12 protein-coding genes are annotated in these 16,209 nt (G+C 31.5%); 6 read left to right on the forward strand and 6 right to left on the reverse strand.

The annotated features are described in order from the left end of the window. Positions 1-7 precede the first annotated feature (7 nt). From BS101_RS17210 to BS101_RS17220, 3 genes are all read right to left on the reverse strand, one after another. Positions 8-619, reverse strand: a complete 612-nt coding sequence (locus tag BS101_RS17210; RefSeq protein WP_207649436.1) for a hypothetical protein — start codon at positions 617-619, stop codon at positions 8-10. 102 nt (positions 620-721) lie between these two features. Next, complete coding sequence (locus BS101_RS17215) at positions 722-4,723, reverse strand: cell wall-binding repeat-containing protein (protein ID WP_073539943.1); 4,002 nt, start codon at positions 4,721-4,723, stop codon at positions 722-724. A gap of 569 nt (positions 4,724-5,292) precedes the next feature. Continuing rightward, a complete protein-coding gene (locus tag BS101_RS17220; RefSeq protein ID WP_073539944.1) occupies positions 5,293-6,342 on the reverse strand; it encodes a cell wall-binding repeat-containing protein in 1,050 nt (349 codons plus the stop codon). Positions 6,343-6,540: 198 nt separating this feature from the next. Between BS101_RS17220 and BS101_RS17225 the strand changes: the two genes are divergently transcribed. Next, positions 6,541-6,981, forward strand: a complete 441-nt coding sequence (locus BS101_RS17225) for a cell wall hydrolase (protein WP_073539945.1) — start codon at positions 6,541-6,543, stop codon at positions 6,979-6,981. Between the two features lie 79 nt (positions 6,982-7,060). Continuing rightward, a complete protein-coding gene (locus BS101_RS17230; protein ID WP_073539946.1) occupies positions 7,061-7,474 on the forward strand; it encodes a hypothetical protein in 414 nt (137 codons plus the stop codon). A 78-nt stretch (positions 7,475-7,552) separates the two neighbouring features. On the opposite strand, the gene BS101_RS17235 is transcribed toward BS101_RS17230, so the two are convergent. Together BS101_RS17235 and BS101_RS17240 are read right to left on the reverse strand one after the other, a co-directional pair. Next, positions 7,553-8,452 (reverse strand): tRNA 2-thiocytidine biosynthesis TtcA family protein, encoded by a 900-nt coding sequence (locus tag BS101_RS17235; RefSeq protein WP_073539947.1) that lies wholly within the window; start codon positions 8,450-8,452, stop codon positions 7,553-7,555. A gap of 79 nt (positions 8,453-8,531) precedes the next feature. Beyond that, a complete protein-coding gene (locus BS101_RS17240; RefSeq protein WP_073539948.1) occupies positions 8,532-9,500 on the reverse strand; it encodes a sensor histidine kinase in 969 nt (322 codons plus the stop codon). Between the two features lie 1,620 nt (positions 9,501-11,120). Here BS101_RS17240 and BS101_RS17255 point away from each other — a divergent pair. The 4 genes from BS101_RS17255 to BS101_RS17270 all read left to right on the forward strand — a co-directional run bounded on the left by BS101_RS17255 (position 11,121) and on the right by BS101_RS17270 (position 14,327). After that, the gene (locus BS101_RS17255; protein ID WP_073541391.1) at positions 11,121-11,588 is read left to right on the forward strand and encodes a hypothetical protein; all 468 of its coding nucleotides are present in this window, start codon (positions 11,121-11,123) and stop codon (positions 11,586-11,588) included. Beyond that, on the forward strand, positions 11,575-12,231 hold the full coding sequence (locus tag BS101_RS17260) for an accessory gene regulator ArgB-like protein (protein ID WP_073539951.1): 657 nt from the start codon (positions 11,575-11,577) through the stop codon (positions 12,229-12,231). Before BS101_RS17255 ends, BS101_RS17260 begins: the two co-directional genes overlap by 14 nt. Positions 12,232-12,236: 5 nt before the next feature. Further along, positions 12,237-12,371 (forward strand): cyclic lactone autoinducer peptide, encoded by a 135-nt coding sequence (locus BS101_RS17265; protein WP_073539952.1) that lies wholly within the window; start codon positions 12,237-12,239, stop codon positions 12,369-12,371. A gap of 102 nt (positions 12,372-12,473) precedes the next feature. Continuing rightward, positions 12,474-14,327: a sensor histidine kinase gene (locus BS101_RS17270; RefSeq protein ID WP_073539953.1), complete on the forward strand. Its 1,854-nt coding sequence runs from the start codon at positions 12,474-12,476 to the stop codon at positions 14,325-14,327. Between the two features lie 42 nt (positions 14,328-14,369). Here the strand turns inward: BS101_RS17270 and BS101_RS17275 are convergent, their stop codons facing one another. Then, the gene (locus tag BS101_RS17275) at positions 14,370-16,082 is read right to left on the reverse strand and encodes a methyl-accepting chemotaxis protein (protein ID WP_073539954.1); all 1,713 of its coding nucleotides are present in this window, start codon (positions 16,080-16,082) and stop codon (positions 14,370-14,372) included. Positions 16,083-16,209 lie beyond the last annotated feature (127 nt).

Below are 16,209 nucleotides of genomic sequence, written 5' to 3' on the forward strand. Positions count from 1 at the left end.
TTAATCTTTAATATATATCCTCTACATCAAAATCTGTTAAGTCCATTGCTTTGAAATTTCCATCACTTCCTAATTCTATCTTATAACTCTTTGAAGAGCTATTGATTAAAACTTCTCCTAGGTTGTCCTTAGCTGTACCCTTTTCAAACGTTATCTTAATTTTATCATTTTCAATTGAATACCTATCATCTAACTGAAGCTGCACTCCATCTACTGTCACTCCTGTAACCTTTTCCGAATCTGATACTTCTACATATAAATTTGATGAAAACGTTTCGTCCACATACTCAATACTTTTAATAAAAAAGCTATTAGGTGTAAAAGCAGGTTTACAATCAGATTTAACTTTCCCAAAAATCACAGATAAATTTTTATTACCTGACTTTCTTTCAGTAACATATACTTTGTTCACATCATTAAGACTATAAACATGACCATCATATTCATATCCATAATTAGATGAATGTAATCCAACATACATTTGAATTTTTAAACTTGTTAAGTCCTCCAGGGTATACTTCATACTTTGAGTAGTCAAATCATAAACTTCGCCATTAGCTGCATATACCAAAGCATTTCCACTTAAACTTAGCACAATGACAGATAAAAATACCGACAATAGTTTATTCTTTATGATAACCCCTCCCATAAACTTAATACTTAGTTCCCCTTGACCAAGCAAAGGGAACTAAATATAGAATTTATAAATGTAAAAACTTTACTATTGTATTATATCAGCATCAAGTATATGATCTCCATCTGCAGTCTTTATAACAACTGTTCCAATTGCACTTTTCGCTGTACCTTGAGGAAATGTTATTTTTACCTTTCCATCTTCTATTGCATATCTCTCATCTAATACTAAAGCGGTACCATTAACTGTTACACCAGTAACTTTTGAAGCATCTGTCACTGTTACATATAAATTACTTGACAGTAATTCCTCTGAATATTCTGCTCCAGTAATAAATGCATCTGTCTCTCCTGTCACAGTAATTGTAAGTTCTCCTGAAGTGTTTCCTGCTGCATCTGTAGCTGTTACTTTAAACGTTCCTGCTGCAGTTGGAGTATAACCAGTTCCACTTATTGCAGTTCCATTTACTTTATAAGTAAGAGCATTTGAAGCAGTTACATTATCATTAAAATATTGAGTTAAATCAATTGCAGTACCTACTACTCCTGTTGCTGTTGTTTCAGTAAGTGTTGGAGCTGTCGTATCATTATTATCATCAACAGCACCTATATCTATAGTTACAGCATCATCTGCAACATCATCATCATCCGGAACATAGTGAGCATATTCACCATCTCTGTCTTTTTCAGTAGTAATCTCTGTAGCTTTATTTTTGTCAACTGATATCTTAACTGTTGAATTATTCTTAAATTGTTTTATACTATCTGAATCTGTAAATTTAAAGACTACAGTTTTAGGATCATTTGCAGAAATATCAACATCATCTGCATCTATAGTTTTTCCTCCAACTTTGAAAGTAAAATCATCTGGATTAACACTAGTCTTGTAAATTGGAGTATCAAATACTATATTAACAAGTGCTTCAGTATTATTTACTGTTGCAGTCCATGCATCTTCTGGTTCTGAAACAAGTCTAGGTCCTGCCTGATAGGAATATGGAGTTATGGTTCCTGCTATTGCATTTCCCTCAGAATCTACTTCTACAGCTATAGGTTTACCCGACACATCAGTTGTAGATTCGGCTGTTTTACCATCGTTGGTTCTTATAGTTAATTTAGCATTAACTCCGCCCGCTTTAACAGCTTGAATACTTTCATCTGTATTATATATCAAAATTAATAATTCGCCATCCCTAGTTTGTGTGTCTGGTTTCACACCATTAAGGGCAAAATCACTAGCATTAAACTCATCTATAGATTTTGTGCATTTAAAGCTAACTCTTAATTCATCCTTATCATCTTCATCATAGTAAACTTTAACTGAATTAGCTTTCACTGCTGTCACATCTGTTGCTTCTTCTATAGCTTTAGCTATAGATATTTCTAGTGCATTTCCCTCTGTATCTTCTACTCCTGTTAAGACATCTATTTCTATAACATCATTGTCTCCATAGCCATCATCTTCGTCTGCACCTGTTCTTACTGTATAATTTGATGGAAATTCAATTATTGCACTCTTATTATCAGAACTTGCTTCAATTTCAGTATCACTTGGAAGTGCCTTTAAATCTCCGTTACCATTTCTGTATTTGTAGTTTGAAAGTTCCTGAATAGAGCTTGCATCCATTTCCTTGCTGAATTGAACAACAACTTTTTGATCACTAGCTCCTTTTGTTACAGAATCTACTTTAGGTACTATATCTTCTGCTCCATCAATTGTTTCAGTATATTCATCCATTTCATTTTCACTGGATGTCATATCTGTTATATTTTTAATTGTTATTGTATAACTGGATTCAGTTAAATCATCTTCAAAATTTATATCAACTACATCAGTTGAATCATCCTCGTCAGGGTCTCCTGATTTTCCTGGAATGGTTATATCCTCTATAGTTTCGCTTATGTCTGTTCCGCTGCTATCTTTTATTTTGTAATTTGATGTATCTGTTGCTTCTACTGCATTTACATCTTTACTGAATCTAACCCTTATGGTATCATCATCAAGTACATAAACAGAACTTACTGTTGGCTTAGTATCATCTTCTTCTAAATCAAAAGATTCATAAGTGTCCTCTGCCACATTATTACCATAAGCATCTTTTACATTATCATCAACATATAATGTATTTGAATTCTTGTTAAGTAATCCTGATACTCCAGTTATTTTAACCTGACTGTCATCTTCCTTAAGCTCAATCTTTGCATTAGATTCATCACTAACAAGATCACCATTTATTTTATAATTTGCTAATTTTGTAGCAGTTTTTTCATCCATTGGTCTGTCAAAATTAACATACACTTTTCCACTATCTTCTGCTTTTATACTAACTATTTCAGGTTCTCCAGTCACTTCATCTACATTAAAATCTTCAGTAGATTCTTTAAATGGGAATCCAGCAGCATCTGACAACAATCCAGTTTCACTTCCTGACTTGTCATCTCCATCTGATATTTTTAAAGTTCTGTTTCCTGCTTCAAGTTCTGAACTAAAATAGAACTCAACTTCATCAGACCATATCTCTCCATTATTTCCTATAACAGGATCCTTGATCTCTGAATTACTTTCATCTAGTCCCATACTGCTTATATTTTGTCCATCTATTTTAAACTTGCTCTTTAAGGAACTTATAGTTTTTAAATTAAGCGGCTCTGAGAATTTAACAGTTATCTTACTGTTACCTCTTACCTTTACTGATTCAATTGTAGGTGTAGTAGTATCACTGAAAGTTACAGATTGAGTAAACTCAGAAATACTTTTAGATTTATCTGCTGAAAGTATACCTTTTTTAACTGTTATATCTACATCATCAGATTGTTTTCTTGGTTTAGCAAGAGTTATAAGTACAGTTTTATTATCATCCTGAAGTACAGCTTTTGCTTCTCTGTCTCCATCACCATTTTCATCGTAAGTATCTCCCTGCTCTACCAATGCTGTTCCGTCAACTTTATAGCTGCCTACTTCTTCTGCTGTATCCTCGTCAACTTCATCGCTAAATACAACTTTAATTTGATTCAAATTAACAGCACTAATTGAACTAACTTCTGCATCATTGTCAGGATTATCTGGATTAACAGCATCATTAATTGCCTTAACTATACTATCTGAAACAACCCCAGTTCCACCTATTACATTTAAATCAGTACTAGTTGTAGCATTATCTTTTATATAATCTACAGCATTATCTGTTGCATCTGATTCATCTTTGTCAACTAATACAAGCGGTGCAGTATATTTTCCCGCTAATGCTGATGCAACTAAAGCATCTGCATATAGGTTATCTGGTGTAGCAGCACTTGCATTTGCCACATATAATTTATCATTTTTCAAGCTATCTTTAAATTCTTTTAATACATTTATATTGGTTGCAAATCTATCTGTTCCTCCATCTACTCTGGTACTAGCACCAAGAGCACTGTAGATGGTATCATTTATAACATTTTTAGTTCCAACCACTGTAACCTTTGATCCCTTGTCTTTTACAAAATCAATAACTGATTGAATTGAACTTTGATTATTGTTTGCAAGTAATAATATCTGTCCTTTTGCTGCTGCTACCGGTGCTACTGATAGTGCATCTGAGAATCCTTCTCCTCCAACTACCAATACCTCACTGGCACTAACACCTAATTCAACTAACTTTTCAGCTACTGCTACGTTAGTTTCATATCTGTTGGCTCCACCAAGCTCTACCAGATTATAATCGGTTTTCAAGTTATTCCTTATGCTCTGTGAAATTGATGCATTTCCGCCGATAACATATATGTTCTTTGGCTTTAATTGTTCTATTGCACTTTCTGCATCTGAACTAAGTGTGTCTGGTGTAGTTAAAAGTATTGGTGCATCCAATTTTTTAGCCAATGCAGAAGCACTTACTGAATCTGCATATCCTTCTCCTGATACTAATACTACATTATCAGTAGTTGTCCAGTTTGACTTAGCCACCTGGGCAGCTGTTGCATATCTGTCAGCACCACTTGTCCTTGTTACTTCTCCTGCTGCTGCTTTAACCGGACCAGCTGATAAAGCTGTAGTTAAAACTAAAGACATAAGTGCAGCACTTGCAAGTGCCTTCGTACCTTTTTTACTCATATTGTAATACCCTCCTCGATTAAGTGAATTTTAATTAAAATTCTTTATCTTTATTTAATAAAAGATTATTAAATATATATAATATATATTTTTATAATATATACTTTCTTAAAATGTATGTCCAAGTACTATAAGTATATACACATACCTATGTAAAATTTTAAATTTATATACTTAATACTTATACTGCTTGGTCAACATTTATGAAACAAAAATCATTATACCATGTAATTAATAATGTATGCTACCAATTACATGCAATTTTAAGCTGATTTTTATAAAAATTTAATGTTTTTACGCTATTTCTAACAATTCATTCCTTATTATAGCATAATAAATCCATAATTTCTACAGTTTATATACTATGATAAATAATTTATTAATTAGAATTTGTAATCTACAATCCAATTATACAACAACATTTCTAATTTTTCCATACCTTAATTAATAGTAATTTAAGGCCCTATAAGAAATATATTCCTAAATATACTGCCTAAAAATAAAAGGCATAATTTAATTATACTTGGATTAATGATATATTATTCTACATAATGTGTAAAAATCCTCTTTTATTCAATGCCTATAATTTCTAAATCATCATTATTTTTAAGCACTGCTTCTATTTCTGAAGAAACAGAGGAAGTTCCGCCTACTATTATTATATTTGAATCATCAGTTGCATTTGATAATATGTAACTATTAGCATTAGTCACCTGTGTACTTCCCGCACCTACCCCTGTGAGTACAAGCGGTGAGCCAGTCTTGGCTGCAGCTGCCGATGCTACCAATGCATCTGCAAATTGATCCTGGGTTGATCCTCCTGCGGCTACATATATATTGGTAAAGTCCAGTCCCCCATTTTCTTTAAAATAATTCAGCACTGCAATGTTGGTTGCAAATCTGTCTGCAGTATCGCTGGTTACTTTAGTTCCACCTACAGAAGCTACTACGGACTGGGGCAGTACTCCTTCTCCGCCAACTGCTTGTATTGCCAGACCCTTTGAGGTTATTATATCTTTAACTACAGGCGCTACCTCTTTTGTGGAAGCAAATAATACGGGATATCCTTTTTGCGCTGCAATGGAAGCCACGGAAAGGGAATCTGCATATCCATCCTGTCCATTTACCAGCATGGCAGTTTTTTGATTGCTCATTTCAAGTACTCTTTCAGCTACTTTTGAATTAGTACCCATTCTAGTAGTATCCGTAGTTCCTGCTATACGTTCTACTTCATAACTGTCCCCCAGTGTATTTTCTATGTCTTCAGATACTACTCCTGTACCTCCTACTATGTATATCTTGGCGGCACCTAAACTTTTTATAGTTGAAGCAACTTCTGTTTCCAAGGTTTGTCCATGAGTCAGAAGTATAGGTGCATTAAGCTGTTTTGCAAGTGGTGTTGCACTTACTGCATCTGCATAGCCATATCCATTTACAAGTATTACATTATCACATTTGCTGAATAAATCTAATGCAACCTGATTTGCAGTACCTATTCTTCCCCCATCACCTCCATCTGTTCTCTTTACTGCTGCTGCATACACGCTGCCACTTCCAAGTGCTGCCGATAGAACCAATGCAGTTAGCATGGAACTTAAAAATCTTTTCTTATTTGCCATCAGTTTACCTCTCCTCCAATTAATTATTAAATATACATTATTTTTATTATATAACAATACTGCTTTTTTTTATAGACAATATACAATTTTTATACCGGATCTTTATTCCAGTTTTTCCTTTTACCTATAAATAGTTGTAACTTTTTAAGTTTTTATAAATAAAATAATACTGTAAGCAAAACTAACGAGGTGAAATCCATGGCGTTCTCAGACAGAGAACTTCTGGCGAGAATTATAAAGTGCGAAGCAGGAGGAGAAGGAGACGTTGGTATGAGGGCTGTTGCAACTACCATTATGAATAGAGTACGTGTTCCTTATGGAGAATATCAAAGAATAGGCCAGGGAGATATAAGACGAATACTTTATCAGGAAGGTCAATTTGACTGCATGCGCTCACAAATCAGAGGAGTGACTAATCCCCAGACCATATGGTCAAATCCACCGGATCAAGTACATTATGACATAGCCGACTGGGCACTGGCAGGTAACAGACTATTTAATATAGGTTATTCCCTCTGGTATTTCAACCCCTATGCCCCCTGCCCCTGGCTTTTTCCATTTAACGGCGTAGGCTCTTTTCAGGTAAAAATACTACAGCATTGTTTTTACAATCCAACGGAACTTTATGCACAAACTTAAACAATTCACAACTCACAATTCACAATGCACTATTAACCTTTAACTTTTAACTGATTAATAATAATATGGAGGTATTTTAATGATTTCAAATTACCCTGAATACTTTAGAACTATGCCTATGACTCCCGAATTCACACCAGAAATGTGTGATGAAATATCAGAAGATGATTTTATACAAGATACATTAAGAGATGATAATCCAAGACAAACCACACCTACACCTGCACTAACACCAGCGCCCACCACTTTTGAAATGGCTCCCGGTGCTCCTGTAACTCAAGATACAGATTTTGTTCAAGGGTACTTAAGAACACAAATAGGAAAAAGAGTAAGGGCAACTTTCCTTCTCGGCACCGGAACCCTACAGGATCGTACTGGTATTTTAGAAAGTGTAGGTATAAGTTATATAATACTTAGAAATGAAGAGACAAATACTAAAGAAATGGCAGACATATATTCTATAAAATTCGTAGTCATATTTGATAATCCATAAAGTGATTCTCAGGTTTAAGTGGAATTTGCAAATTGGGATAAAAACATTTAGACCAGCATTTATTTTACTGCTGGTCTATTAACTATCTTCTATTATATCTTCAACATTTTCTTTTTCTTCATCATAGAATTCCAGATAAGAATGTGATTGCCCATTCTTTTTCCAAGCCAATATTCCATCCAAATTCACATTTTGTGCCGCATGAAAAATTGATTTGTCTATATCTTTAAAATTAACTTTCATTTTTTCTATCATATTTTTAACCTCATATCGTTTGCTACTGGTTTTTCCAGCTGCAACTATACACCCACAGTTTAGAGGGGATATTCCCGCATTTTTCATAAAGGCTTTAACATTGCTTTCCTCAACAAAATAAAGGGGTCTTATAAGCTCTATATTCTTAAAATTTTTAGATTTTAACTTTGGCAGCATAGTTTTAAAACTCCCCCCATAAAACAAATTTAGAAGAGTTGTTTCTATTACATCATTGAAGTGGTGGCCCAGTGCAAGCTTGCTGCACCCAAGCTGCTGTGCCTTGGAATACAATGCTCCCCTTCTCATTTTGGCACAAATATAGCAGGGATAATCCTTTGCAATATTGTCTACCACATCAAAAATATGAGATTCAAAAATATGTATAGGAATATTTAAATAATTGCAGTTTTCTATTAAAAGTTTTCTGTTGCTTTCATGATAGCCTGGATCCATTGCAATAAATTCCATATGAAAATTTACCTTCCAATGCCTTTTAAGTTCCTGAAATAGCTTAGCCATGAGCATGCTGTCTTTACCGCCTGACACCGCTACACCAACTCTGTCTCCCTCTTCTACCAGATTAAATTCACTAATAGCCCTTACAAATTTTGACCATATGCGTTTTCTATATCTTTTTGTAATACTGTGTTCTATTTCTTTTAATGGTTTTCTCTCATGAAAAGAAGTCTGTATTTTACATCCTGTTCCCTTTATTTTATCCACGCTATCACTCCGTTCTTTACCAGAACATTATAGCATTTATAGTTAGTAATTAAAATCTGTTTTTCCATGTAATAATAATTTAAATTTTAAAATACACATCTGCAAATTCCATATTAATCTGATTTATTCTATTTTTGCAAGTGATTTCCCCAGCATTTGTATAATTACTTTTGTCTGTATAATTCTCTTCTATAATTTTTACAGGAAGCCTTACGGTAAATTCACTACCACTGCCCCTACTACTCTTTACGATGATTTCTCCTCCATGAAGATGTGCAAAGGATTTTGCCAGATAAAGCCCTATACCGCTTCCTTTGTTTTCTTCCGCAGTAGTATTACCTGCTTGTCCAAATCTTTCAAATATAATTTTTAGTTTATCTTCCGCTATTCCTATTCCAGTATCTTTTACTACAATATATACATTTTTATCATCACATTGAACATTTACATATATTTTCCCTTCTGGTGGAGTAAATTTTACTGCATTAGATAGTAAATTCAAAATTATTCTCTCCATTTTATCTGAGTCCACAGCCATTATCTTTTCTTCCACGTTTGTATCAAAGATCAATTCTATATTTTTACTTTCTACATAAGGTACCAATGATAACGCAATATCTTCAACTATACTCACAATATTTTCATTGTGACAGTTTAATTTTATAAACCCGGAATCCAGTTTGCTTATATCCAATAAATTGTTTATAAGCTTCATCAGCCTGTAACAGTTTTCCTTCATTATCTTAAGATACTCATCCCGCTTATCAATACATTTCTGGTCTTCACAACTTTTACATGCAGCCAGTACCTGTATTGCAGCAAAAATAACATTTAAGGGTGTCTTTAACTCATGGGATATGTCAGATATAAATTCTGTAATATTTTTATTAAGTTCTTGACTTTCATTTAGAAGTTCAGTATTTCTTTCCACATCACTTTTAAGTTTTTGAACCTGTTTTTCTAAGGTCATGCCGCAAAAAACACTTGTTCTTGAAGAATCCTCTAATAATTTTTCATTGATTCTACCTTGCTCACTAAAACTATTCATTTTTTCACACCCATTTCCGTATCAATAATTATATTTTTATAATTATATTAATAGTTATGCTATTATAGAACTTTTTGTAAGAACTATATTAACCTGACAATTAAATATAAGTAATTAGGCAATAAGTAAACTGAATTTAATCTTTTAGAAAACACTTTTAAAATCTCTATTTCAGAACAATACAATAAAACTTTACATCCACTGATAATTATACCATTTATACAATTAAAAATAAATATTTCAAAAGAATATTTTTCATTTTTTAAATGTTATGTATAAAATTAACACGAAATAAAAAGGTCATTATTCTCCACATAAATGCACTTATGAAAATTCAAAAACTACGTTATTGAATTAAATACTTTCGGAATTTTAAGAAGGATTTTTTTTTTTTTTGTAGAATCTATATAGCATAAGATGAAATAAATGTAGAATTTGTAGAAAATTGTAGATTTATATTAAAATACTTTAATAGTCATAGAAGAAAGGACATATAAATTATGCTTAAACTTCACTGGATAGAATTTTTTTTAAGAAGTATTCCTGAAACTTTTTTAATAACTTGGGGTATATGTGTAGTAAGTAAAACATCTTTTAATTTAAAAAAATATATTATATCAACTGTTGGACTGAGCTTGTGTATTTTTTTTATAAGAAGGCTTCCCATATATTGGGGCATTCATACATTCATCTCTATAATTTTAATAATAAGTATTATGTTTATTCAGGGTATTCCACTAATCACTTCTTCATATGGAACACTGCTTATGTTTCTTACCCTTAGTTTAAGTGAAGTTCTGAATATTTTGATGTTAATTATATTTAATATTGAAATAAATTTGGTCTATATGGATTCCATCACGTATTCTATTAGAAAATGTCTGCTTGGAATTCCCTCTCTTATTATAATGTTTTTATTTATTACATTAATTGACCATTTTAAAAATCAGCATAATTAATAATTTAAATTAAAATAATAATCTTAAAAATATATGATGAAAGGATAAAGTAGTTATGTTCAAACTTCACTGGATAGAGATTTTCCTCAGGGGCATTCCTGAGAGTTTTTTAATGTTAGCAGGAATATGTATAATAGCCGAAAAATCTTTACCTATAAAAAATTATATTATCTCAAGTATACTGCTGGGTTTTTGTATTTTTTTTATAAGAGGACTTCCTATATACTGGGGTATTCATACATTAATTATTATTGTTTTAGCAATAAGTTTTCTCGTTATTCAAGGCATGCCCCTGATTTCTTCCTCATATGGCACATTATGCATGCTTTTAATACTTAGTGGAAGTGAAGTTCTAAATATATTAATACTAAACATTTTCCATATTGAAGCACCTTTACTATACGTAAATTCTATCAGTGCTTCTATTAAAAAATGTTTACTTGGAATTCCTTCCCTTATTATGGTATTTTTATTTATACTGGTAATTTATCATTTTAAAAACAAACATATTAATTTATCAAAAATTTAATTTTCTTTTTAAAATATTAGAAATTTCATTTATTTTAATATTTTAAGAAGGAATTTTACTTTTTATGTAGAATTTTCACATATACAATGATATTTAAGAACTTAAATAAATTTTTTAGAGGGGATTTAATATATGTTGAAACTTCAATGGATAGAAATTTTCTTAAGGCTTATTCCTGAAATGTTTTTAGTAATTTGGGGAATAGCCATAATATCTAGAAGATCTCTTAATATAAAAAAACATATACTTTTAAGCATTATGCTGGGAATAATTGTTTTCTTTACACGAGATCTTCCCATATATTTTGGAGTTCACACTATAATAATTATTATTTTAACTATAATTACTATGGTAATTGCAGGAATACCTATAATTGCTTCTATATACGGTACATTAATTATGTCCTTAATGCTTTCACTAAGCGAATCTGTAAATATGATATTATTAAATTTACTTAATACTACTACAACTATTAATTCTATGAATCCAATAAAAAAATGTATACTTGGTATTCCTTCACTTGTAATTTTATTTTTAATAATAATAACATTGAACTATATAATAACAAGGAGAAAAAAATTAAAAGATGTATCTAACTGAAAAATTGGCAGTTTCTTTGGGTAAAAAAACAAAAGTGCTCTTAAATTTAGATGAAGATAGTGAAAAAATCATAGTGTATGGTGCAATTAATATTCTTCAAACTACATTTTCTATTTTATGGATTGTAATTGCAGGATTTATTCTGGGGGTACTTTATGAAGCCCTTATATTTTCCACTACAGCAAGTATTTTAAGAAAATATTCTGGGGGTGTACATGCTTCTTCTCCCAATAGATGTATTATAATAGTCACTGCTTTATCATGTACTGCAGGAGTTGTAATTCAAAAACTACTTTATAGGTTTTCTTTTACCACCACCCTGTTTATAAGTATGCTTTTTATGATAATAGCTTTTATGATAATTATATTAAAGGCTCCTATAGACAGCGTTAAAAAACCCATTATAGATCCAAATATGAAAAAAAAGTTCAAAAAAAATTCTATTATTACATTAATGGTATTTTCTATAGTTATAGTAATTTTATCTATACTTTATGAAACAACCCTTAAACTTTATTACTTGAAAATTATCCACGGCATTATTTTAGGCATTTTATGGCAGTCCTTTACCCTTACAAAAATTGGTATAACAATCTTTGTAAAGGTTGATTTTATTTTAAAATCTACAACTGAAAGGAGTTAATATTAATGAAAAGCAAAATTATAAGAATGTTTTTATCCCTATGCGTATTAATATGTACATTAATGGCTTCTGTTGTTTCTGCTTCAGCATGTATGTGGGGATTTTATCAAACAGAAGAACCTGAGTGCTTGAGAAAATAAAAAATCTAAGCACATTTTTAAGTAAAAATTACTGATTTGTAAAATTAGTAATTTTTACTTTTCAAAGACCCAATACAATTTATATGATAGGAGGACTTATCTATGAAACCTGTTACAAAAGATATGTCTGTTATGCTATCCATGATAAAAATAGCCATAATAATATTTGTTGCAGTAATTATATATATTAATCTACCAAATTACTGGACATATTTAAATATAAAAGAAAATATCAATTTCAGTTTATGCACTACAGCTTTTCTTTCAGGTATCTTAGCACTAATTTGCATAATGTGGCTTATAATTAATGTTAAAATAGAACGCTCCTCAAACGTATTCAGGAAATCCTGGCTTATAGAGACAATACTTTTTACATTGCTAATAGCTTTGCCCATATACCTGTCTAATTCTTACGAAAATGAATATAAGTACCTGTTTCTGCTTTTAATAATAGCTTCAGTAATACAATATGGCTCCCGATATGGAATTATAACTTCTTTTTTTTCTTCCTTTTTTATACTGGGGGTGGATTTATTATATGCTCCCACTGTAAATGATATAAATGTATACTTTCAAAAGGATTTGATACTGGTTGGAATATTCATATTTATATCCTGGATACTGGGTTACTACGTGGATATAGAAGCCGAGAATAATAGAAACAAGGACAACAAATTGGACTTGTTAAACTGCAAATTAAAAGAACAGAATACAAGAAGAAAAAATATTGAATTTTCATTGTTTAAAAATGAACTGTGTTTTCATATGCTGTTTGAGGACTCCGTAAACTCCATTATACTTCATGACAAAGGAAGAATAATCTATGCAAATCAAAGTGCTTCCAGACTTCTAGGATGTGAAGACCCTTTAAAATTAAATGATAGGTCATTGTATGATCACTATAGAGATGAAGATATTCCCACCATGAGAAGAAAATATATAAATATCATAGATGAAAAGCTATCTAAAATTGTAAATGAAGAAAATATACTGAACTGTAAAGGTAATGTTATTTCTGTGAAAAATACTTCTTCATTCTTTATTTATGATAGCAGACCTGTTATACTGACTTTTCTGCTGGATTTAACCCCTCAAAAACAAATGGAAAATTTAAAGAATACTGCAGAGAAAAATTTAAAATTATTAAACGAAACTAAAGAGTTCAACACTCTTATAATGGACTTTTTCATAAATATGTCCCATGAATTCAAAACGCCTATTAATGTTATATTTGTAGCTATTCAAACTATGGATATATATTTAAATAAATATGACAGTGAGGATATGAAAAAATGTAAATCTTATTTAAAAACCATGAAACAAAATTGTCTAAGGCTCATAAGGTTAATAAATAATATAACAGATATAACCAAGGTAGATTCTGGATTTATTACCCTTAACAAAAAAAACATGGATATAGTAAGTGTAGTAGAAGATATCACTCAATCTGTGGCCTCTCATATTAACCCTAAAAATATAGAGTTAATATTTGATACAAATACTGAAGAAAAAATTATGGCTTTCGATCCTAACAAAATGGAACGTATAATGCTTAATTTGCTTTCCAATGCCTTTAAATATACAAATTCCCAGGGTACTATATATGTAAATGTAGAGGACAGGGGGGAAACTGTACTAATTACTGTGGAAGACGATGGAGATGGAATTCCCGAAGATAAACTTCAAGTTATATTTGAGCGCTTTGGTCAGGCCAATCGTTCTCTGTCCAGGGAACACGAGGGAAGCGGAGTAGGTTTATATCTTGTAAAATCTTTTGTAACCATACATAATGGAAAAATAGAAGCTGCCAGCGTACAGGGAGAAGGAAGTAAATTTTCCATAGAATTGCCTGTGGAAATAATTGATAACAATGAGTCTGAGAATAACATACCCTTTAAAACCAATGTGGAAAAAATAGATATAGAATTTTCTGATATATACTCCCTTACAAAATAGAAGAGTTTGCAGGTTTAATAAAAACCACAAACTCTTCTCTAATTAAATTTTAAATTTTTGCACCATTTCATTTAACCGCTGGGCCAGTTCTGCCTGGCTTTGTGCGGTCATTGATACCTGGCCTACAGCTTTTGTAGTTTCATCAATACCATTTTGTATTATCTCTGTATTCTCCCAGGAGCTTTGTGCAGTAGAGGCCATGCTTTGTGCCGCCTCACTTACCTGGCCTATGGTGGCAGCCAGTTCTCCTGACATGGATGCCAGTTCCTCTGACATTTTGCTCACAAAATCAGAATCATTATAATATTCCACACCCATACCTGCAAATGTCTCAAATTGTGGATTTACCTTTTCATTTATAAAGTCCAATATTTCCTCACTGCTTTTTGATATATTTTTAAAAGCCTCCTGAACCTTTACTATAGTATCCTGAATGCCTACAACAGCTTCTGAGGACTGTTCCGCAAGTTTTCCAACCTCCTCTGCCACTACAGCAAAGCCTTTTCCATGTTCTCCTGCCCTTGCAGCTTCTATGGCTGCATTAAGAGCCAATAGATTTGTCTGTTCTGCTATGCTTCCTATGGTATCTGCCATTTGTCTTATATCTTCCACCACTTTACCATCTTCAATGGCCTTTAAGGTATTTTGTTTTTTCTCTTCATATATTTCCTCTGTGTATTCCATGGCTGTTTTTCCTGTGTTTTTTACATTATTTGCTCTTTCCTTAGCATGGATGGAATTATCGCTTCCCTCCATAGCCTTTTGTGATAATTCATTTACACCTGAGTCCACTTCCTCTATAGAAGCAGTTATCTGCTCAGATGCTGCACTGGTTTCCTGTATACTGCTTGCCACAGTTTTTAATGAATTGTCTATACTCTGGGCCTTAGATGAAAGTTCCTCTGCAGTTGCAGATAACTCCTGGCTGGAGCTGCTCATATTTTCAGAGTCTTCCATAATATTTTTCACTAAATCCACTATATTTTTTTGTGCCTTGTTAAGAGATAAAGTAACTTGTCCAAGTTCATCTTTTCTTGTTATATTGGTATTTGAAGAAAAATCAAAATTTGAAAACTTATCTACCAGTTCTTTAATTTTTAAAATAGGTTTGTTAATATTACTTGACGTAAGAATTCCAAGAATTATGGATAAAGCCGCACTGGCTAAAATTATTATAATCAAAAATATAAAAGAAGATCTATATTGGGCAATTCCATCGTCATAGTCTTTTCCAGCTGCCTTTACTTTTAAATCTATGTATTGATCAAGTACGGAAAACATTTTTGTTCTGTAAGTTTCTGTTTGTCCAAATTGTGTTCTGCCATTTTCATAATCTCCCTGTTGTATAGACTTTACGTAATTTTCTCTGGCACTTCTCCAGCCTTCTAAATATTGTTGAAATTCTTCATACAATTGTTTGTCTTTATCTGTTACTATAGTAGATTTATAATCCGATTGGAGTTTTTCATTCTTTTCTTTTAACTTATCAACATTGCTAATAATGTCATTTAAACTATCTTTATTAATCGGATCCAGAATAACGAGCATATCTGATCTGGCTTCCATTAAATTTGTCTTTAATTCCTGGAGAATGTTTGTACTTTTCAAATTTACATTATACATGTTGTTTAAGCTGGTATTTACTTTTCCTATTTTATTTATGGATATAATTCCTACCAAACATGTAAATAGTGTTATTACAATAAAGGACAACATTAATTTTTTAAAAATCTTTAAATTCGAGAACCAATTCATGATAAAAATCTCCTTTACATATTTTATTTTAAATTATTATAGCATATTAATATTTAAACTTATAACTTAAATTTATAAAATTTTTTTAATATAAAGTTTGCTATAGAGAATCTGTTTTAATATAATT

This window comes from Clostridium kluyveri, from assembly GCF_001902295.1.
Taxonomy (GTDB): domain Bacteria; phylum Bacillota; class Clostridia; order Clostridiales; family Clostridiaceae; genus Clostridium_B; species Clostridium_B kluyveri_B.